This is a genomic window from Sphingomonas flavescens (genome assembly GCF_030866745.1).
In the GTDB taxonomy this organism is placed as follows: Bacteria; Pseudomonadota; Alphaproteobacteria; order Sphingomonadales; family Sphingomonadaceae; genus Sphingomicrobium; species Sphingomicrobium flavescens.
In genome coordinates this window covers 1158067-1176545 of the sequence record NZ_CP133016.1, presented here as the reverse complement: position 1 = coordinate 1176545, position 18479 = coordinate 1158067, and the positions used below count along the sequence as shown (strand labels likewise).

Genomic DNA, 18479 nt, shown 5'->3' with positions numbered 1-18479 from the left:
CTGCGGACCATCAAACTTTTTTGGTCATGCCCGTAACGATCTTGCGCCCGCCTAGCGCGGGGGGAATACCGGCAATTCGACGCTGTACCGGCCGAGATTGCGTTCAAGCAGAGACCGCAGCTGTTTGGCCAGGCCGCCAATGATCCGTTCGAATTGAATTTTCTCCGGGCTATCTTCGCTGCCTGGCACAAGGACGGGACTGGAGATCGCGAGCCGCGCGGTGAGTTCGCTCGTGCGCCGCATCGAAATTTCAATTGGCGCTTCCGGCGCATTGAGCATCGCGAATTCTACCATTTCGGTGATCAGGAACGCGACGGCGACCGCGACATCCTGAGTCGTAGAGAGCGAATCGATGTCCAAATCGATGCGGACCCTTCGAGCGTCCTCAGGCGCCGTTCCGCGCAGTTCAGCAGCAAGCTCGTTGACCAAAGGCCGGATCGAAATGCCGCGGTTCTCTTCCATTTCAGCGAAATGGTTGCGGTGCACGATCGACAAGGCGCCGACGCGCCGGCTGATCGAGGCATAGGCCGCGCGCGCTTCGGGGGTCTCCGCGGTCCGGCCATGGATGTTGAGCAGGGATGCCACCACCTGCAGATTGTTTTTCACCCGGTGGTGCACTTCGCGGACCAGCCGCCTTTGCCCATCCAGGGCAGCGCCAGTTTCTCGTTCCGACTCCTCCACACGCCCGATCGCTCGGCCGAACGCGTTGCGTAGCTCCTGGATTTCGGTGCTGGGACCAACGCGGGTTGGCAGCTTGAGTGGCCCTTCGCCTGGCCGATAGGCAACCACCGCCCGCTCTAATCTCTTCAGGGGCCGGACCAGGAGCCTGCTGACCACGAGCCAGGCGATCATCGCGGCCGCAAACCACATCAGCAGAGGCAAGAGCAGCGTCAGCTGATCCTGCGTCGTCAGTTGGGAACGCGGCACGCCGATGCGCGCAATGATATTGCCGTTGCCCAACGGCCACTGGCTGATCCGCAACTGCATATCACTGCCGGGCGGCGGTCCAATCACGCGCAATTCACGCGCCTCATCAGTCAGCATGACCGTCGCAATATTGCCGCCCGCATCGCGGGCAGCAGCGCTGAGTTCGGCCAACGGGACATTGCCGGTGACGATGCCGTTGATGACGCCCACGCGAATTGCGACGGCGTCGGCGCCCGTTGCAATTCTCACCTTGATATCGCCGGGCGCCGTCAGGGGAATTACGCCCGTTTGACCCACTTCCCCGACCGCGCAGATGGGCTTTCCGCTGCTGTCTTCCAGCTCGAAACTGCTGGCTACGCCTGGGGCGATGGACAACGCCCGTTGAGCGCGTTCGCACGCGCCGGCGGGTCCGTCGGCAAGCGCGGCGTTGCCCGCGATGCGCAGCGCTAGCGCATTACGCGCAATGAGGCTTTCGACAGCTGAGGCGAGCGCGCGAGATTGATCCTGATTGCGGCCTTGAAGTGCGGCGTCAGCTTGAAGGATTCCGTTATTGCCCAGCCAGGCAAGCGCGGCGCCGATGGGCAGAAGCACCGCCGTCAAGATCAGCAGGAGTTTCGCTGCGGTGGGCAGGCGAGCAAAACGATCGGTAGCGGTCACGGCACTACCAACGAAAGCTGCAATCTAGGACAGGCGTCCCAAGAGGTCGTTGAAATCGTCTGGAACGCTTTCGCGGAGCGTGTCGTCGTAGACCGAGCGCAGAGCGCGCCCGAGATCGCTCGAGCGCTGCTTACGTCCGTTTTTCTCCGTCGCAGGGGACTTTGTCGAGCGCCCGGAATGTCCGGCTCGGTCCGTCTTGCTCCGACTTTCTGCACTCAACTCCTAGTCCCCCTCGCGCGGGTCCATCGCGCTCTTAATCCACTCTTTCGCAGGCGCAATATGGGCACTGCATCTGTCATGGGTCGACACGCACAAAAATGAGGGACCGCTCCGCGATTGTCCGCGCGGCGGTGATCCCATTCAGCCACGAAACTAAATGGCCGGTCCTTTGTTCCAGTGCTGCTTCACATCTTTGGGGGCGGGAGGGCTAAGCATACGAGCCCTTCCAGGGTTGCAACACTTTGGGGGCCGCCTAAAGACGGCCCGACTTTGCGTTTTCTAGGGAGAATACCCGATCATGTCGCTTGGCCAGGAACTTGCTCCGCACCTGCCATTCCTTCGCCGCTATGCGCGCGCCCTGACGGGCAGCCAAGCGCACGGCGATGCTTTCGTTCGCGCTACGCTGGAGGCGATTGTCGCCCAGCCGGAAGAATTCCCGCGTGACGTAGATCCGAGGTTGGGATTGTATCGAACGTTCCACGCGATCTGGTCGACGGCCAATATTGAAGAGGGCGAGGAACCCAGCGACAACCTAACCGGCGCCGAAGGGATCGCGCAGGCCCGCTTGTCGCGCATTACACCCCTGTCTCGTCAGGCTCTTCTATTGACCTCGCTTGAAGGTTTCTCGTCAGAAGACACTGCCTATCTCATTGGCGCCTCGCCCTCGGACGTCGACTCGCTCGTCGCGGAAGCGCTTGAGGAGATCGAGCGGCAAACGTTGGCTGACGTGCTGATCATCGAGGATGAGCCAATCATCGCGATGGATATCGAAACCATCGTGCGCGACCTTGGCCACAACGTGACCGGCGTTGCCGTCACGCGCGATGAGGCGGTTTCGCAAGCGCGTTCGAGCCCGCCGGGCTTGGTGCTCGCCGATATCCAACTGGCCGACGATTCCAGCGGCATCGACGCGGTGAAGGATATTCTTGCGGAGTTCTCGGTGCCGGTGATCTTCATCACGGCGTTCCCCGAACGCTTGCTGACGGGCACACGACCGGAGCCGACGTTCCTGATCACGAAGCCGTTTCAGCGTTCGACGGTCAAGGCTGCGATCGCGCAGGCCCTGTTCTTCGACGCGGCGACAGTTCCCGCCGGATAGGGCGGGAACACGACTCCAACCGGCGCGTTGGCCGCGGGAACGGTAAATCGTAACGAGAGCATAATGTCCGACCCGCAACGATCAGAAGCACCCATTCGCGAGACCACGACGGAGGCGCGGGCTGGGTCGACACCGGGCGTTGCGCGCAATGTGCTGATCTTCGGCACACTGCTGGTCGTGATACTTTTCGTCATCATCTTCTTGGTTGGGCGGCCCTAAGCCACTAACTATTGCCAAGATTGCCGTTCATGTTGCTGTCACGCCCGGTTGCTCACTGCCGCCGGGTCAGGATTGGGTGGGGTAAGGTTTGACCGACGCTGAAGACGAGGACCGGCCGACCGTCCAATCGGACGATTGGGCCCCGCTGTCTGATCCGGAATTCAAGGATCAGCTTGCGTCGGTAATCCCGCATTTGCGCGCTTTTGGTCGTTCCTTGTCCGGGAGCCGCGATCTTGCAGACGATCTGGTGCAGGAAACGCTGCTCAAGGCGTGGGCCGCCCGGAAACGCTTCCAGGCCGGCACGAATATGCGGGCGTGGACGTTCATCATTCTCCGCAACCTCTTCCTCTCCCAGATGCGCCGTGCGCGCTTCAAGGGAGAATGGGACGATGTGACGGCGTCGAAAATCCTCGCGGCCCCGGCCAGCCAGGATCGCCACATCGAGCTTGGCGACATGCAGCGGGCGCTGATGCACTTGCCGCAGCCGCAGCGCGAGGCGCTGATCCTCGTGGGGGCCGGTGGATTCGCCTACGAAGAAGCTGCGGAAATCTGCGGTTGCGCGGTGGGCACGATCAAGAGTCGCGTGGCGCGCGGACGTGTTGCGCTCGAGCAATTGCTGTCGAGCGGCAAGCTGCCGTCACGCCGTCAGCACCGGACCGATCCCGACAAGTCGGCGCTGCAAACGATTATGGGTGAGGTCGACCACCTGAGCCGCGATCACGAATGATCGCCAGGCGTCGCTAATTCAGTCGGCGCAGCAAATCCGCAAAGTCGCGATCGCTAGGTTCGTTCGCCGCCGCCTGAAAGGCACGGCGAAGCGCGGCGGTAATTCCCGCCTGCGTCTGATCCATGTCGACATGGATAGATTGCCGATCCACGTTTCCACTCCTTTCCGACGCTGAAACCATTTTGGATCGTACGTTCATGGCAATATTCAACGAGCGGTGTCGCAAAGAAGTTGCTTCCGGCCCGCGCGCGTAACGGTGCAAACAACCGCATGACCGGCGACTCGTCGATTTCCGCCCGTGAGGATGCGCTTCGCCGCGCCTGCGATCATTCGCCATTCCTGTACTCCCTGACACGGGCGCATCCGGATCTCGTCGAGCTTTTCGTTGACAGCGGCGCGGCAGCCGCGGCCGACGCCGCGATGGCCGTCAGCGACGGCGAATTGATGCAGGTCCTGCGCGCCAAGCGAAGCGGCCTCGCGCTCGCAGTCGCGCTCGGCGACCTGGCTGGCGAACTGCCGCTGGAGCAGGTGACGCGGCGCCTGTCCGATTTCGCCGATCGCGCAATCGACGAAGCAGTGACCGCAGCGATCCGCGAACGCGCGCCGGACGCCGACCCAACGGGTTTTGCCGTGATCGCAATGGGAAAGCTTGGCAGCCACGAGCTCAATTATTCTTCCGATGTCGATCTGCTGCTCCTTTTCGATCCCGGAAGCTTGCCGCGCCGGGCGCGGGATGACGTTGGGGAGGCGGCGGTTCGCATCGCCCGGCGCATCGTCGAGATCCTGCAGAAGCGTACCGAGCATGGGTACGTCGAGCGGGTCGACCTCCGGCTGCGGCCTTCACCTGAAGTGACCCCTATCGCGCTTCCGATCGACGCCGCTATTTCGCATTACGAGTCTAGCGCTCTGCCCTGGGAGCGGGCGGCTTTCATCCGTGCGCGCGCGGCAGCAGGGGACGTGGCGCTAGGCGAGCGATTTCTGAATGCCATTCAGCCGTTCGTGTGGCGCCGCTCGCTCGATTTCGGGGTGATCGACGAGGTGCGGCAGATCTCCGCCCGCATTCGCGATCATTTCGCGCAGGGCGCCCACATCGGTCCAGGCTACGATTTGAAGCGCGGGCGCGGCGGCATCCGGGAGATCGAATTCTTCGTCCAGATTCAGCAAATGATCCACGGCGGGCGCAATGCCTCCGTCCGCGAAGCTGCTACGCTCGATGCGATCGTCGCACTGGTGCAGGCCGGCCACCTCGACGACGAAACCGGTCGCAAACTGGCCGCTGCCTACCGGCTACTCAGAACCGTCGAGCATCGCGTGCAAATGGTCGCGGATGCGCAGACCCATTTGCTTCCGCGCGAGCCGGCCGCGCTCGACAATGTCGCGCAACTGGATGGGATGGAGTCGGGTGAGGACCTGCTGCGCAGGCTGAGGCCGCACATCGGCTTGGCCGGCGAAATTTTCGACGGCCTTGGGCCTGATTCCCAGCAGCGCCTGTCGAACGACCCCGACATCCTCGCGAGCGAATTGCAGGGCCTCGGCTTTGCAGATCCGGAAGCGGCCATTCGCCACATTGCGGCATGGCGTTCCGGCAAGGCGCGCGCGCTGCGCTCTCCGCCTGCGCAGCAAGCGTTCGAAGCGATGCTGCCAGGCCTGCTCCAAGCGATTGCCGCCGGCGCGGATCCGGACCGGGCGCTCAACCGGCTGAGCGACATCGTCGAACGCCTGTCGAGCGGAGTGAACCTCTTCCGCCTGCTGGAAGCGCGGCCTGCGCTCGCGGGACTGCTGGCCAAGGTTCTGGCGCACGCGCCGACCCTTGCCGATCAACTCGCGCGTCGGCCGGAGTTGTTCGAGGGCCTGTTCGACGCCTCCTGCTTCGCAATGCCGCCGCCCGCCATCGAAATCGCGGCGACGCTGAAGCAGGCGATGGATGGTCAGCCCTACGACGTTGCCCTGGATCGTGTTCGCCGCGCCGTGAACGAGCGCCGCTTCGCGCTGGGCGTGCAGCTGATCGACCGTCATCGTGACCCGCTGGAGGTGACGGAAGGTTATGCACGCGTCGCGGAAGGCGCGCTGCTGGCGTTGGCCCGGGCGGCAACGACAGAGTTTGTGGCGGCGCACGGTGAGATCGAGGGAGGCGAGCTGGTCGCGCTCGGGTTGGGCCGCTTCGGCGGTCATTCGCTGACGCACGCTTCGGATCTCGATATCGTCTATTTGCATACTGCGTCCCAGGCTGGTCTGTCCGGTGGCCGAAAGCCGCTTGGCCCCAACGACTATTTCAATCGCCTCGCGAGCAGGATCACGTCAGCGCTGAGCGTGCCCACGGCGGCCGGCCCGCTCTACGACGTCGACACGCGCCTACGGCCGGAAGGGGCAAAAGGTATGCTCGTTGTCTCGCTCGATGCGTTCGAACGCTATCAGCGGGAGGAGGCGTGGACGTGGGAGCATATGGCGCTGTGCCGCGCGCGCCCCGTCCTTGGTTCAACGGAAGCGCAGGCGCGAACGGCGGAATTGATCGAGTCCATCCTTCGCTTGCCGCGCGATCGCGGCCGGATCGCTGGCGACGCCGTGCGGATGCGGGCCGAGATGGAGCGTCACAAACCGGCGCTCGGGGCGCTCGATGTCAAGCTTGGTCAAGGCGGCCTCGTGGACCTCGAGTTTGCGGTGCAGGTCCTGCAACTGACGACCCACATCGGGCTCGACACGCGCCTGGAAGTCGCCCTTGAAGCATTAGCAGCGGAATCTTTGGTGCCGGCAAATATTGTTGATGCGCTAAAGTTGCTGTCGCGCATGCTGGTGATGATGCGGCTTGTTGCGCCGGGCGACGTGAAGCCGACCGCCGAAACCTGGCAGCTTGTCGCGGAAGCTTGCGGCGCCGCGAATTGGGACGAGCTTCTTGCCGAGCATGACGCGGCGCGGCAGAGCATCGCGGCACTTTGGAACGGCATCAAGGAAGAGGCATCGGCATGATCAATGAAGGGGACAAGGCTCCCGCCATCGACGTGACCTTGACCGACGGCAGCACGGTAAACCTCGGTTCGCCCGGGCAGCCGCTGGTCCTGTATTTCTATCCCAAGGACGACACGTCGGGCTGCACTCGTGAAGCGCAGGACTTCACCGCGCTGGCGAAGGACTTTGCGAAGGCCGGCGTCAAAGTAGTGGGTTTGTCGCGCGATCCGATGAAGAAGCACGAAAAGTTCATCAGCAAATATGAGCTCGCGGTGCCGCTCGCATCGGATGAGGACGGCCGGGTCTCGGACGCGTTCGGCACATGGGTCGAAAAGTCGATGTACGGCCGCAAATATATGGGGATGGAGCGCGCGACCTATCTGATCGGCGCAGACGGCCGCGTCCAAAAGGCTTGGCGCAAGGTCAAGGTGCCTGGCCACGCCCAGGAAGTACTCAAGGCCGCATCAGCTTTGCCTCCGCTTTCCACGTAAATGCGAAGTTAGCGCCGCGTCTGCTTTCGACCAAATGCGACATTGGCGCAGCGCGACCGTTCAACGCATCGCCACATACGCCTCGCGGGGTTCCGGTAGACCGGAAATATTCCGATCGGAGCTATAGGCCCGCCAACTCTCGGCGAAGCTGAAGCCAAACCGTTATCTTTTAGCGAGCTCATTGAGCTTCGATGACAGGTCATTCTTGCGGAAGGGCTTCGTGAGACGCGGTAGATCGGGCGCGACGCCGTCGACGTCGGCGTAACCGGAAATCACCAGCGTTCGAGTGGCTGGTTGGCGAGAACGCACGAGCCGCGCGAGCTCAGTACCGGTCATTCCCGGCATGAGATGATCGGTGACCAGGAGGTCGAAACGCCTTTCTCCGTCGAATAACTCCAGTGCTTCCTCAGCGGAGCCCGCCACTTCGACGCTGTAGCCCAGCTCGGTGAGCATGTCGGCCGTGCTCGCCCGAACGAGATCTTCGTCGTCGACCAGAAGCGCTTTTCCCGTACGCAGCGGTTTGTCCGGCCCTTGTACGGCGTCTTGCCGGCGTACCGCGTCCTCCGTGGCCGGCAGCCACATTTCGACATTGGTGCCAAGGCCTGGCCTACTCTCGATCAGCAAAGCTCCGCCAAGCTGGGAGGCGAGGCCATGCGCCATCGACAGCCCAAGGCCCGTTCCGCGGCCAACCCCCTTGGTCGAGAAGAACGGTTCGATCGCGCGCGCCAGCGTCGCCTCGTCCATTCCGCTGCCGGTATCGGCGACTGAAAGTCGCACGTACCGCCCGGGCTCCAGGCCAGACCGATGGCCCTCGCGAATCACCTCTTCGTCAGCCGAAATGCGCAGCGTGCCACCGCCGCCACCTATGGCGTCGCGCGCATTCACGCTCAGGTTGAGGATCGCCATCTCGATCTGGTTGGGATCGGCGAAGGCCGCCGGAAGCTCGTTGGCGATTTGCACCTCCACCTGGATTTGCGGCCCAGTCGTTGAAGACACCAAGCCCGCCATGCCCGACACGAGTGCGCCGATGTCGACGGGCCGGGGCTGCAGGGGCTGACGCCGCGCGAATGCAAGGAGGCGCTGGACCAACAGACGTGCACGTTCCGCGGACTGCAAGGCGCCATCGATCAGGCGCTGCTCTCGCTCGCTTCCTAACTGTCGTCGCTGGAGCAAATCGAGCGAGCCGATGATTGGCGCCAGCAAATTGTTGAAATCATGGGCGACCCCGCCCGTCAGGCTGCCCATTGCCTCCATCTTCTGGCTTTGCCGGAGCAGTTCCTGCGCGGCATTCAGTTCTTCGTCCCGCTTCTTGGCGTCGCTAAGGTCTCGACCGACCGCAATAAAATTTTCGCCGTCCGGCTCAGGAGCCACAGTCCATTCAATATGTTTCCACCCGCCGTCGCTGGTCGCGATCCGGTTTTCGAAACGGGTCGGCAGCCGCGTTTCCTTCATCCGTGTAATGGCATCGAGTGTCGGCGGCATGTCGTCCGGGTGCATGAACGTCGCGTATCCGCGGGTCAGCAACTCATCGGCCGTCCAGCCCAGAACTTGAGTCCAGGCCGGGCTAACGGCGGACATCATGCCGCTGTAATCGGCGCGGGCGAGCATGTCCTGTGACAGGGTCCACAAGCGATCCCGCTCGCTGTCGCGCAACTCCCGCTCGGCCCTGCGACGCGCTACGGCCGCGCGGGTGCGCTCAGCGACCTCCCTGACGAAAACTATCTCAGCATCGGTCCAGACCCTGGGCGTCGCAGAATGAACGAACATTTCGCCGACGGTCCGGCCGTTTTCCACGACGGGCACATCAAGGTGCGCGCGTATCTCAAGGCGCTCGAACGCCTTGACGTTATGAGACGTGCGCGGATCGCGGGCGACGTCGGAAACAGCTACGGTCTCGCCGCGCCGAAGATCGTCGACATACGATCCGTAATCAGAGAAGCTGTGCACACCGGCCAAGTCACTGAACCCCGGCGCGAACCAGTTCCGTTCAACGGAGATAGTTCCGGCGTCTATGTCGATAGCTCCATAACCGGCCCGAACCGCCTGAAGCAGGCGACCAAGGATCTCAGACGCCGCGAAGGACAGGTCGGCGGTGTTTTCAAGATCGCGCAGTCGATCGTCCAGTTCCAGCAGTGCGTCGCGTCGCTTGGCTCCCAGCACAGCGTCCGTCGTTTCGGTGCACGCGCAGAACATGCCGGCCACTGCGCCACTCTCATCGCGCACCGGCGAATAGGAAAATGTGAACCAGGTCTCCTCGTCGTAGCCCTTGCGACGCATGAGGAGTGGCAAGTCTTTGCGATACGTGGCTTGGCCAGCCATGGCCGCGTCTATCAAAGGCGAAATGTCCGGCCAGATCTCCGCCCAGATTTCATGAAAGGGGCGACCAAGCGCCTCTGGATGCTTCGAGCCCAAGATTTCAGCATAAGGTTCATTGTAGAGAAACCCGAGTTCGGAACCCCACGCGACGAACATGGGAAACTCGGAGCCCAGCATCAGGCCGACGACCGATCGAAGGGATTGCGGCCAGCTTTCGGGAGATCCTAGCGGCGATGACGACCACTCCAGCGCTCGCATTCGTCGGCTCATTTCGCCGCTTCCCTCTAGGAAGCTGAGGGCCTTGTCATCGCTCATCAGTCATCTCGCCGGTCTTGGTTGCCCTAACCCGCTGTTCGCCCTCGCGCTAGCAGTTCGGCGGCTAAATCCTCAAGGCGTCCGGATGTCCGCCTTCAATCCATTGCGGACACAACGCCTCTCCAGCGGGGACCCCCTCGGTCAGCTAGCGAGCGACTTATAGACCATCGTCCAGTAGACGACGTCGTTGTACATGGCGTTGACGGGCACGCGCTCGTCCAGGCCGTGGGCGCGCTCGTCGATCGGGCTGATGCCGTAGCTGCTGTCGATGTCGTAAACCGGGATGCCCTTGGCGCGGAAGAAGCTGCCGTCGCTCGCGCCCGTGGACATCACCGGATAGACATCGGTGGACGCACCGTAGAGCGAGCGAATTGCCTTCGTCACGGCATTGAACACGTCAGGACGTAGCGGCGACGCCGGCGTCGATTCACCGATGTAATTGGGATCGGGCTTCACCTCGACCTTCGGCCCCGCCATCGCCTGAAGCTCGGCTTGGACCGCCTTGGGCTCCACGCCCGGCATGATCCGGCAATTGACGGTCGCGGTGGCGCTTTGCGGGAGCGCGTTGTCGGCATGGCCGCCGCTCAGCATCGTCGCGACGCAGCGCGTGCGGGTGTGACCCACCTCTAGCGGATCGGCTTCGACGGCGTCGGCGGCGGCGCCGTTGTTCGGGTCTGCGAGCCAGGCGCGGATGTTGCGGCCGAGCGCGTTGTCGCCCTCCTGTTTCGCACGCTGCTCGAAATAGGCGCGGCTGACCGGGTTGAGCATCGGCGTGAAGCGGTGCGTCCGCAGCTTCTCGAGCGCGTCCGCCAGATCGTAGATCGCATTGTCCGGCCGCGGGCGGCTGCTGTGGCCGCCGGGATTGCGCGTCGTCAGGAAGTAGGTCTGGAAGGTCTTCTCGGCGGTCGACACCGCGCAGCCGAGGTTCCGGAACTTCTCGTCGAAGCCCATGCAGCCGCCGTCGGCGTTCAGCCCGAACTCCGCCTCGGTCAGGTTGCGCCATTTGGTCGAGCCCAGGGTTGCGCCGACGCCGCGGGTTTCCTCGTCGCCGCTGTAGAAGAAGATGATGTCGCGGTTGGGCTTGAACCCTTCGGACATCAGCTTGATCGCGGCCATGGTGGTGGCGACGTCGCCGTTCTTCATGTCGCTACTGCCGCGGCCTAGGAAGTAGCCGTCCTGCTCGCGGAACACGAATGGGTCGAACTTCCAGTCCTCGCGCTTGGCTTCGACTACGTCCATGTGCCCGAGGATCAGCATCGGCTTTTTGGTCGCCTTGGGCGAGCGCCAGCGGACGATCAGCGCCGCCGTATGGTCGCCCGGAAGCGCGTCGTACGGCATGATGTGGATGTCGGATTCGGGGATGCCAGCGGCGCGGAACTGATCGGCCAGCAGCTTGGCGACCTTCTGCGTCTGACCGCGGCCCTCGACGCTCGGTGTCTCGATGACCTGCTTGAACAGTTCGCGCGTCCTCGCCTGCCACGGCGCCGGAAGCGGAGAGGGGGCTTTACGCGGATCGGGGGCGGCCTGAATGGCAACGGCGCAAGTGGCGAGCATCAGCCCGGCGAAAACACGTTTCATCATTGGCTCCTCATTTGCCAGCGAGGTCGCGCAGCATCAGCTGCCAGTGCACGACGTTATCGTACAGCGATTGCACGGGGATCCGCTCGTCCTTGCCGTGGGCGCGGAAATCGATGGGCACCTGCACCCAGGCACCGTTGACGCCGTAGACGGGCACGCCGGCAACGCGGAAGGGCCGCGCGTCGCTGGCGCCCGTCGACATTTCGGGGAAGACCGGTGAGCCCGGGTGCAGCGCATGGATGGCATTGGTGTAAGCTGCCGTTACGTCGGGTCGCAGGGGCGATGCCAGCGAGGCGGGATTGTCGTCGTTGCGGGTGACGACAACGGTCGGGTCCGCCACGATCTTCTCCACTTCCGCCTTGATCGCGTCGGGTTCGACGCCCGGGAAGATGCGGCAATTGATCATCGCAGTCGCCAGTTGCGGCAGGGCATTGTCGGCATGACCAGCGAAGAGACGCGTCGGCACGCAGCGCGTTCGGGTCAGTCCGACTTCGGACTCGCTGGCTTCGATCATGTCCGCCGCCTCGCCATCGTTTTGATTGGCTAGCCAGCGCCGCATCGCATCGCCAAGCGGCCCTTTTTCCAATTTCGCGCGGCCCGCGAAATACGCGCGGGTAGTCTCGCTGAGCACCGGCGTGAAACGATAGGCTTCGATTTTATCGAGCGCGTGCGCCAGGCTGTAGATCGCATTGTCCTTGCGCGGCTTCGATGAGTGACCGCCGCGATTGCGGACTGTCAGCGTATAGCCCGCGAATGTCTTTTCGGCGGTCTGCATGGTGAAACCGGCCGGGGACTTGTCCGCGTTAAACCCACCGCCGCCACCGTCCGCATTCAGTCCGAATTCGGGATGGCCGAGCATGTCCAGCCATTCCGTAGCGCCCTTCTTGGCGCCGATGCCGTTGGTCTCTTCATCGCCGGTGAACAGGACGACGATGTCGCGTCTCGGTTTAAAGCCAGCTGCGCGCAGGTTGATCAGCGACTGCGTGATAGCCGTTATGCCATCCTTCATGTCGATGGTGCCGCGGCCGTAGTAATAACCGTCGCGCTCGGTCAGCACGAACGGGTCGGTCGTCGAATCCTCGCGCTTGGCCTCCACCACGTCCATGTGGCCCATCAGCAGGATTGGCTTGGCGGCCGCATTGCCCGACCGCCAGCGGACGATCAGCGCCGCGGTCTCGTCATCGCCGGTTGTCGCGCTGCCCGTGTGATAGGGAACGACGTGGACGTCGGCCGCCGGAAAACCCGCGGCCTTCAATTGTCCGGCCAGATACTCCGCCATCTCCGGAACCTTGTGACGCCCGATGACTGTCGGCATGTTTACGACATGCTCGAACATGGCATGCGCGGCGGTGCGCTGCGCTGCCGTCAGTTGGGGAGGAGCCGCGCTGGCGGCTGAAGCGATGGCGGCAAGTGCCACCGAAGCGAGCAAGAAGCGCATCTGATTCTCCCCCTGATCGATGACCGCCGAAGCTAGGCGCGTGCCCGGTCTCGTCAAGTTACAGCGCCGTGGCCCTCCGCGAGATATTCGGCGCTCTGCATTTCTTCGAGGCGGCTGACGGTGCGTTGGAATTCGAAGCTGCCGTCGCCTGTCGGGTAAAGGTCCCCTGGTTCGGCATCGGCCGAGGCGAGAAGCTTCACCCGGTGTTCGTACAGCGCGTCGATCAGCGTGACGAAGCGCGCGGCCTCGTTACGCATTTCACGCGTCAGCACCGGAATGCCGACGATGATGACGGTGTGGTAGCGGCGCGCGACCGCCAGGTAATCGGCGGCGCCGCGCGCCTCGCCGCAGAGCCTCTTGAAGGAAAACACCGCGACGCCCTTAAGGCTCTTGGGGACGTGCAGCGTCCGCCCGCCGCCGACGTCAAGCTCTTCCGACGGGACCTTGGCGCGGTCCTCAACCGGATAGTCGGTGAGCTGGAAGAAAGCGCGGCTCAGGTCAGCCGTGGCTCCGGGGCCGTTCGGAACGTGCCAGACTTCGACGCCGGTCAAGCGGTCGAGGCGATAATCGGTTGGGCCGTTGACCTCGACCACCACCAGCCGCCGTTCAATCAGATCGATGAAGGGCAGGAACAGCTCGCGATTGAGCCCGCCTTGGTAGAGGTCGCGGGGCGGGCGATTGGACGTCGTCACGACCTTGACGCCCTCCCCGAGCAACTTTCCGAACAGCCGCGACAGGATCATCGCGTCGGCCGGATTGGTGACCTGCATTTCGTCGAAGCACAACAACGCGGCCTCGCTCGCAATTTCCTCCGCGACGGGCTCGATCGGGTCGCCCTGCTCGCGCTCACGCGCCTTGCGAAGCCGCTCGTGGGTTTCGAGCATGAACTCGTGGAAGTGCACTCGCCTTTTCGGCCGAATATCGAGATGATCGAACGCAAGGTCCATCAGCATCGATTTACCGCGCCCGACCCCACCCCACAGATAAACGCCCGCAGGTTCGTTGGCGCGCTCACCGAACAGGCGCGACAGGAGGCCGCCGCGATGCCTATTCGCGCCGATCACATCGAGTGCGTCAGCCGCGCGAGCCTGTGCGGGATCTGGCTTGAGCTCGTTGGCGGCGATCAGTGCTTCGTAGGCGACCCGAACGGGTCCTCTCATCGCGCAGAAGGTCCGTTGGGCCGATGCACCTTCTTCAGCGTTCCGCTGAAACTGTAGCAGTTCTCCCCGTTCTGCTTGACGACGCCTTGCAGGAACGCATGGCCGCGCGTCTGCTTCACGAGTTCGACGTGGGCATCGAGCGGGGACCCTGCCTGGCCGCGCGCAAGGAAGTGCGTGCTGAGGTCCAGCGTCACGTAATGCGAACGCTCCATCCCGGCGCACAGGCCGCCAGCGAACATCGACATGTCGATGAAGCTCATCACCGCGCCGCCGTGAATCGAGCCACCCATGTTCATGTGGTCGATGGTGGGGAACATCCGGACCACGCCGCGATTTGGGCCATCCGGCCGGAACAGCAGGCGACCGGTTGCTGCCGCGAAGCTGGACCGGGGGAAGTCACCCCAGCTGTACCAGCCCTCGTGCTCCGGGTCGGGCTGCGCGCCGCGCGGCACGCCGACGTCGTCCATCATTTCTTCGGCTTGGCTCATCGCTGGCTGGCCTAATGCGGTCGGTTGCACCGCGCAACTGGAAGCCGGGCACAGAGGATGATAGATTTTGGGCGCCCGGCCGCGAAGGAGACTTGCCTGATGTTTGCTCTGCTCTCAGCCGTCGCGCTCGGACTTGCTCAACCAACGCAACAATGGAACCCGGGCGGCCAAAACGCCTGGACAGCCGAGGCCATTCATGACGGCGGTGCCGCCGTTCGTCTTGAGCGGCTGGCGAGGAGAGGGGATGTTCCCGCCATGCGGGAATATGGACTGCTTCTATGGAAGGGGCAGGGTGTGCACCGCGACCGCGAGGCTGCGGTAGGCTGGTTCTACGAAGCCGCGCTTCGTAACGACCCGCCCTCGATGTACATCCTTGGCCGTGCATTCGAACGCGGCGAGGGCGTTGGCAAAGACCTCAAGTTGGCCGACTATTGGACGGCGCGCGCCTTCCGGGCGGGATACAAGGACGCTGAGCGCTAAGCCGCGCGCTCCGCAATCAGCTTCTTCGTTTCGGCGATCGCCTTTGCCGGGTTGAGGCCCTTCGGACAGACGTTCGCGCAATTCATGATCGTGTGGCAGCGATACAGGCGGAACGGATCTTCCAGCGTGTCCAACCGGTCGCCAGTGGCCTCGTCGCGACTATCCGCTAGCCAGCGATAGGCCTGGAGCAGGATCGCCGGGCCCAGGAACCGGTCGCTGTTCCACCAATAGCTTGGGCAGCTCGTCGAGCAGCAGAAGCACAGGATGCACTCGTAGAGTCCGTCGAGCTTCGCGCGGTCGTCCGGCGACTGCAGCCGCTCGCGCGAGGGCGCCGGGCTCGAAGTCTTCAGCCATGGCTGGATCAACGCATATTGCGCGTAGGCATTGGTCAGGTCGGGGACGAGGTCCTTCACGACTTCCATGTGCGGCAGCGGCGTGATCTGGACGTCGCCCTTCAGATCCTCGATCGCCGTCGTGCATGCGAGGCCATTACGGCCTTCCATGTTCATCGAGCATGATCCGCAAATGCCTTCCCGGCACGAGCGGCGGAAAGTCAGCGTCGGGTCGATCTCGTTCTTGATCTTGATCAGCGCGTCGAGGACCATCGGCCCGCACTTGTCGAGATCGATGGTGTACCGATCGAAACGCGGGTTGGCACCGCTGTCCGGATCGTAGCGGTAGATCTTGAACGTCTTGAGCCGCTTGCCCTCTTCGGGCTTCCACTCGCGGCCCTTGGTGATCTTGCTGTTCTTGGGAAGCGTGAACTCGGCCAAGGGAAAACTCCTGTCTTGCCGGCGCCGCTAGCACGCGCGGGAGGGCAAAGAAAAGGCCGTCCGGTCGCCCGGACGGCCTCTTCAGCCCAAGACTTTAGACCTAGCGCAGCAGCGCGCTGATCACCTGCGAGATCAGCTGCGTGCGCGGATCGACCTGATAGAGGTAACCGTCGTTGTAATAATAACGGTAGCGCGAGTTCAGGTCGTAGCGCTGCCGGATGTCGTAAGGGATCCGGTTGTACGTGTAATAGCTGCCGTAATTGCTTCGCCAGCGATCGCCGCGGCTCCAGCGCTTCTTGGCTTGGCCCGGGGGCATGCAGCCGTTGTGCTTCTTGGCCAGGCCCGGTGGGCAGTTGCGGCCGTTGTAGCCATAATTGTCGCGATCGCCGCCGTGACCATTGCCATGGCCAAGCTTGGCAATGGCGGGACCGGCAAAGCCGAGCGCCGCAATGCCGGCCAAAAGCATGAGCTGTTTCATCTATCTTACCCTCTACTGGTTTCGGCTTCTCAACGTCCGCCATCCGAAATGGTTACAAAAAGGCCGCCGGAAACGGACCGGCGGCGCTTTCGTGTCAAATCTGGACAAGGCGTCAGGGGTTAGTCGTGTAAATGACTTTGCTGACCGCATAGGTCGTCGGGTCGACAACGTAGATGTAGCCGTTCTGATAGACGTACCGGCCACTGGGATCGAGGCCGTATTCGGTCACGAAGTTCTGCGGGATCGTGCTGAAATCGGTGTAAGTGTAGGTCGGGCCGAAGACGTAGCCGGTTTTCCACTGCGCCTTCATCGCTTGCTCGGTGGTCAAGCGGTCCCACTTGGTGCACTTTCCATCGGCCACCTTTACGCATCGAACTACATCGGAATAGGTGCGTGCAGAGGCAGGCGTAGCCGCGACCGCGATTGCTGCGGCCGCCGTCGCAATTACGAATTTCATTGTCGATACTCCTCAGATCAATCGAACCTCGAACGGGCTCGTGACCGGCCGAACGGGCCGCATTCGGCTCGGTTTCTGAGTTCACCAAAAGGTAATCGAAGTTTCATCTGCGGATCGAATGAGTGCCAAGCGGTTGCCCGACTCTCCTCACCGGTCTAGAGCGCCGCCAACCCTGGCACCGGTCCTCGGCGCCGCTCTTGAAAAGCAGAGGAAAGCAGCAGCTAAATGGCTCGCAAGAAGATCGCCCTGATCGGCGCCGGAATGATCGGCGGAACCCTGGCCCATCTCGCCGCCAAGGCCGAACTTGGCGACATCGTCCTGTTCGACATCGCCGAGGGCATTCCGCAGGGCAAGGCGCTGGACATCAGCCAGTGCGGCCCGGTCGAGGGCTTCGACGCGAAGCTCACCGGCACCAACGATTACGCCGACATCGCCGGGGCGGACGTGATCATCGTCACCGCCGGCGTCGCCCGCAAGCCGGGCATGAGCCGTGACGACCTGCTGGGCATCAACCTCAAGGTTATGAAGACGGTTGGCGAGGGCATCAAGCAGCACGCCCCCGACGCGTTCGTCATCTGCATCACCAACCCGCTCGACGCGATGGTGTGGGCACTGCGCGAATTCTCGGGCCTTCCGCACAACAAGGTCGTTGGCATGGCCGGCGTCCTCGACAGCGCGCGCTTCGCGACGTTCTTGGCGCAGGAGTTCGACGTCAGCGTGAAGGACGTTAACGCCTTCGTGCTCGGCGGCCACGGCGACACCATGGTTCCGGTGACCAGCTACACGACCATCAGCGGCATTCCTGTCGACGACCTCGTAAAGATGGGCAAGTCCTCGAAGGAGAAGATCGACGAGATCGTGAAGCGGACCCGCGGCGGCGGAGGCGAGATCGTCGCGCTGCTGAAGACGGGCTCGGCCTATTATGCGCCCGCCACTAGCGCGATTGCCATGGCCGAAGCCTATCTCGGCGACCAGAAGCGCATCCTGCCCTGCGCCGTATACGTCGAGGGCAAATATGGTCTCGACGGACTGTACGTCGGCGTCCCGACCATGATCGGCGCCAACGGCGTCGAGGAAGTGATCGAGATCGCCCTCGACGACGAGGCAAAGCAGAATTTCCAGGTCAGCGTCGACGCGGTCAAGGAATTGCTCGAAGCCTGCAAGCAGATCGACGGCAGTCTCGCGTGAAGTCGACCGTCGCTCTTGCTGCTGTACTAATGACCGTTGCGCCCGCGGTAAACGCGCAGGTGACGGAGGGCGCAGACACTCGTGACGGTGTCATCGACGCATTCGATCGAACATGCCGCATCGGTTTCCCGAGCTTCGAGACTGTGGCGCGCTCAGCGAACGCGGCAGGGTGGATTGAGCGCAAAGTCTCCGTACCGTCCGGTAGCACCCTGCCGGCAGGCGTGATCTTGCCGCGGACTTTTCAACGTGGCGATGTCACAGTGTTGCTTGTCACCCCAAGTCCGGCCTTCCCGGGCAGCAAGCGGAGCTGCCAGGTCACCGCAGTCGCGAAGGGAAAGCCCGATCCGCAAGCCTATGCCAGCGCTGTCGCGGCTCGTTTTGGGCTCGGTGCGCCATTATGGCAGGGTAAGGGTCCCGAGGCTATTGCGACGTGGCGTGTCGCCAACGGAACCGTCAACGCGGATATCGGGCGGTATCATCAAACGCGCTCATTCTCACTGCGCATCAGCGATTAAGAAGGTCTCGG

The 18479-nt window shown here is 63.1% G+C and carries 19 protein-coding genes; 8 read left to right on the top strand and 11 right to left on the bottom strand.

Annotated features, from left to right (window positions below; genetic code table 11):
• Positions 1-51: 51 nt before the first annotated feature.
• Both QU596_RS06010 and QU596_RS06005 read right to left on the bottom strand, forming a co-directional pair.
• Positions 52-1584 carry a sensor histidine kinase gene (locus tag QU596_RS06010; protein WP_308517750.1) on the bottom strand — a complete coding sequence of 511 codons (1533 nt, stop codon included), beginning with the start codon at positions 1582-1584 and terminating at the stop codon, positions 52-54.
• A gap of 24 nt (positions 1585-1608) precedes the next feature.
• Positions 1609-1803 carry a NepR family anti-sigma factor gene (locus tag QU596_RS06005; protein ID WP_308517749.1) on the bottom strand — a complete coding sequence of 65 codons (195 nt, stop codon included), beginning with the start codon at positions 1801-1803 and terminating at the stop codon, positions 1609-1611.
• A 298-nt stretch (positions 1804-2101) separates the two neighbouring features.
• Between QU596_RS06005 and QU596_RS06000 the strand changes: the two genes are divergently transcribed.
• The 3 genes from QU596_RS06000 to QU596_RS05990 all read left to right on the top strand — a co-directional run bounded on the left by QU596_RS06000 (position 2102) and on the right by QU596_RS05990 (position 3848).
• Positions 2102-2902: a response regulator gene (locus QU596_RS06000; RefSeq protein WP_308517747.1), complete on the top strand. Its 801-nt coding sequence runs from the start codon at positions 2102-2104 to the stop codon at positions 2900-2902.
• 63 nt (positions 2903-2965) lie between these two features.
• The gene (locus tag QU596_RS05995; RefSeq protein WP_308517746.1) at positions 2966-3121 is read left to right on the top strand and encodes a hypothetical protein; all 156 of its coding nucleotides are present in this window, start codon (positions 2966-2968) and stop codon (positions 3119-3121) included.
• Between the two features lie 88 nt (positions 3122-3209).
• Positions 3210-3848, top strand: a complete 639-nt coding sequence (locus QU596_RS05990; protein ID WP_308517745.1) for a sigma-70 family RNA polymerase sigma factor — start codon at positions 3210-3212, stop codon at positions 3846-3848.
• A 13-nt stretch (positions 3849-3861) separates the two neighbouring features.
• On the opposite strand, the gene QU596_RS05985 is transcribed toward QU596_RS05990, so the two are convergent.
• Positions 3862-3999: a hypothetical protein gene (locus QU596_RS05985; RefSeq protein ID WP_308517744.1), complete on the bottom strand. Its 138-nt coding sequence runs from the start codon at positions 3997-3999 to the stop codon at positions 3862-3864.
• Positions 4000-4118: 119 nt separating this feature from the next.
• Between QU596_RS05985 and QU596_RS05980 the strand changes: the two genes are divergently transcribed.
• Positions 4119-6812, top strand: coding sequence for a bifunctional [glutamine synthetase] adenylyltransferase/[glutamine synthetase]-adenylyl-L-tyrosine phosphorylase (locus QU596_RS05980; RefSeq protein WP_308517743.1), 2694 nt, complete (start codon positions 4119-4121; stop codon positions 6810-6812).
• Positions 6809-7282, top strand: a complete 474-nt coding sequence (locus tag QU596_RS05975) for a peroxiredoxin (protein ID WP_308517742.1) — start codon at positions 6809-6811, stop codon at positions 7280-7282. The genes QU596_RS05980 and QU596_RS05975 overlap by 4 nt, the downstream gene beginning before the upstream one ends.
• Before the next feature lie 162 nt (positions 7283-7444).
• Here the strand turns inward: QU596_RS05975 and QU596_RS05970 are convergent, their stop codons facing one another.
• The 5 genes from QU596_RS05970 to QU596_RS05950 form a co-directional block, all read right to left on the bottom strand.
• Positions 7445-9856, bottom strand: coding sequence for a PAS domain-containing protein (locus QU596_RS05970; protein ID WP_308517741.1), 2412 nt, complete (start codon positions 9854-9856; stop codon positions 7445-7447).
• A 198-nt stretch (positions 9857-10054) separates the two neighbouring features.
• Positions 10055-11494, bottom strand: coding sequence for a M20/M25/M40 family metallo-hydrolase (locus QU596_RS05965; protein WP_308517740.1), 1440 nt, complete (start codon positions 11492-11494; stop codon positions 10055-10057).
• A 7-nt stretch (positions 11495-11501) separates the two neighbouring features.
• Entirely contained in the window at positions 11502-12929 is a 1428-nt protein-coding gene (locus tag QU596_RS05960) for a M20/M25/M40 family metallo-hydrolase (protein ID WP_308517739.1), read from the bottom strand.
• Positions 12930-12982: 53 nt separating this feature from the next.
• Positions 12983-14089, bottom strand: coding sequence for a cell division protein ZapE (gene zapE, locus QU596_RS05955; RefSeq protein ID WP_308517738.1), 1107 nt, complete (start codon positions 14087-14089; stop codon positions 12983-12985).
• On the bottom strand, positions 14086-14577 hold the full coding sequence (locus QU596_RS05950) for a PaaI family thioesterase (protein WP_308517737.1): 492 nt from the start codon (positions 14575-14577) through the stop codon (positions 14086-14088). Before QU596_RS05950 ends, zapE begins: the two co-directional genes overlap by 4 nt.
• 99 nt (positions 14578-14676) lie before the next feature.
• Between QU596_RS05950 and QU596_RS05945 the strand changes: the two genes are divergently transcribed.
• Positions 14677-15057, top strand: a complete 381-nt coding sequence (locus QU596_RS05945; RefSeq protein WP_308517736.1) for a tetratricopeptide repeat protein — start codon at positions 14677-14679, stop codon at positions 15055-15057.
• On the opposite strand, the gene QU596_RS05940 is transcribed toward QU596_RS05945, so the two are convergent.
• From QU596_RS05940 to QU596_RS05930, 3 genes are all read right to left on the bottom strand, one after another.
• Entirely contained in the window at positions 15054-15830 is a 777-nt protein-coding gene (locus QU596_RS05940; protein ID WP_308517735.1) for a succinate dehydrogenase iron-sulfur subunit, read from the bottom strand. The two genes, QU596_RS05945 and QU596_RS05940, sit on opposite strands and share 4 nt — an antisense overlap.
• A 100-nt stretch (positions 15831-15930) precedes the next feature.
• A complete protein-coding gene (locus QU596_RS05935) occupies positions 15931-16308 on the bottom strand; it encodes a hypothetical protein (RefSeq protein ID WP_308517734.1) in 378 nt (125 codons plus the stop codon).
• A gap of 112 nt (positions 16309-16420) precedes the next feature.
• Positions 16421-16765, bottom strand: coding sequence for a hypothetical protein (locus QU596_RS05930; protein ID WP_308517733.1), 345 nt, complete (start codon positions 16763-16765; stop codon positions 16421-16423).
• A gap of 225 nt (positions 16766-16990) precedes the next feature.
• Between QU596_RS05930 and mdh the strand changes: the two genes are divergently transcribed.
• Entirely contained in the window at positions 16991-17953 is a 963-nt protein-coding gene (mdh, locus tag QU596_RS05925) for a malate dehydrogenase (protein ID WP_308517732.1), read from the top strand.
• A 29-nt stretch (positions 17954-17982) separates the two neighbouring features.
• Entirely contained in the window at positions 17983-18468 is a 486-nt protein-coding gene (locus QU596_RS05920) for a hypothetical protein (RefSeq protein ID WP_308517731.1), read from the top strand.
• The last annotated feature ends 11 nt before the right edge of the window (positions 18469-18479 follow it).

Excerpts from the sequence above, each read along its gene's own strand:
- QU596_RS06000 (WP_308517747.1), top strand. The coding sequence starts at position 2,102 with ATGTCGCTTGGCCAGGAACTTGCTCCGCACCTGCCATTCCTTCGCCGC.
- QU596_RS05995 (WP_308517746.1), top strand. The coding sequence starts at position 2,966 with ATGTCCGACCCGCAACGATCAGAAGCACCCATTCGCGAGACCACGACG.
- QU596_RS05980 (WP_308517743.1), top strand. The coding sequence starts at position 4,119 with ATGACCGGCGACTCGTCGATTTCCGCCCGTGAGGATGCGCTTCGCCGC.
- QU596_RS05975 (WP_308517742.1), top strand. The coding sequence starts at position 6,809 with ATGATCAATGAAGGGGACAAGGCTCCCGCCATCGACGTGACCTTGACC.
- QU596_RS05970 (WP_308517741.1), bottom strand. The coding sequence starts at position 9,856 with ATGCGAGCGCTGGAGTGGTCGTCATCGCCGCTAGGATCTCCCGAAAGC.
- QU596_RS05965 (WP_308517740.1), bottom strand. The coding sequence starts at position 11,494 with ATGATGAAACGTGTTTTCGCCGGGCTGATGCTCGCCACTTGCGCCGTT.
- QU596_RS05960 (WP_308517739.1), bottom strand. The coding sequence starts at position 12,929 with ATGCGCTTCTTGCTCGCTTCGGTGGCACTTGCCGCCATCGCTTCAGCC.
- zapE (WP_308517738.1), bottom strand. The coding sequence starts at position 14,089 with ATGAGAGGACCCGTTCGGGTCGCCTACGAAGCACTGATCGCCGCCAAC.
- QU596_RS05950 (WP_308517737.1), bottom strand. The coding sequence starts at position 14,577 with ATGAGCCAAGCCGAAGAAATGATGGACGACGTCGGCGTGCCGCGCGGC.
- QU596_RS05945 (WP_308517736.1), top strand. The coding sequence starts at position 14,677 with ATGTTTGCTCTGCTCTCAGCCGTCGCGCTCGGACTTGCTCAACCAACG.
- QU596_RS05935 (WP_308517734.1), bottom strand. The coding sequence starts at position 16,308 with ATGAAACAGCTCATGCTTTTGGCCGGCATTGCGGCGCTCGGCTTTGCC.
- QU596_RS05930 (WP_308517733.1), bottom strand. The coding sequence starts at position 16,765 with ATGAAATTCGTAATTGCGACGGCGGCCGCAGCAATCGCGGTCGCGGCT.
- mdh (WP_308517732.1), top strand. The coding sequence starts at position 16,991 with ATGGCTCGCAAGAAGATCGCCCTGATCGGCGCCGGAATGATCGGCGGA.
- QU596_RS05920 (WP_308517731.1), top strand. The coding sequence starts at position 17,983 with ATGACCGTTGCGCCCGCGGTAAACGCGCAGGTGACGGAGGGCGCAGAC.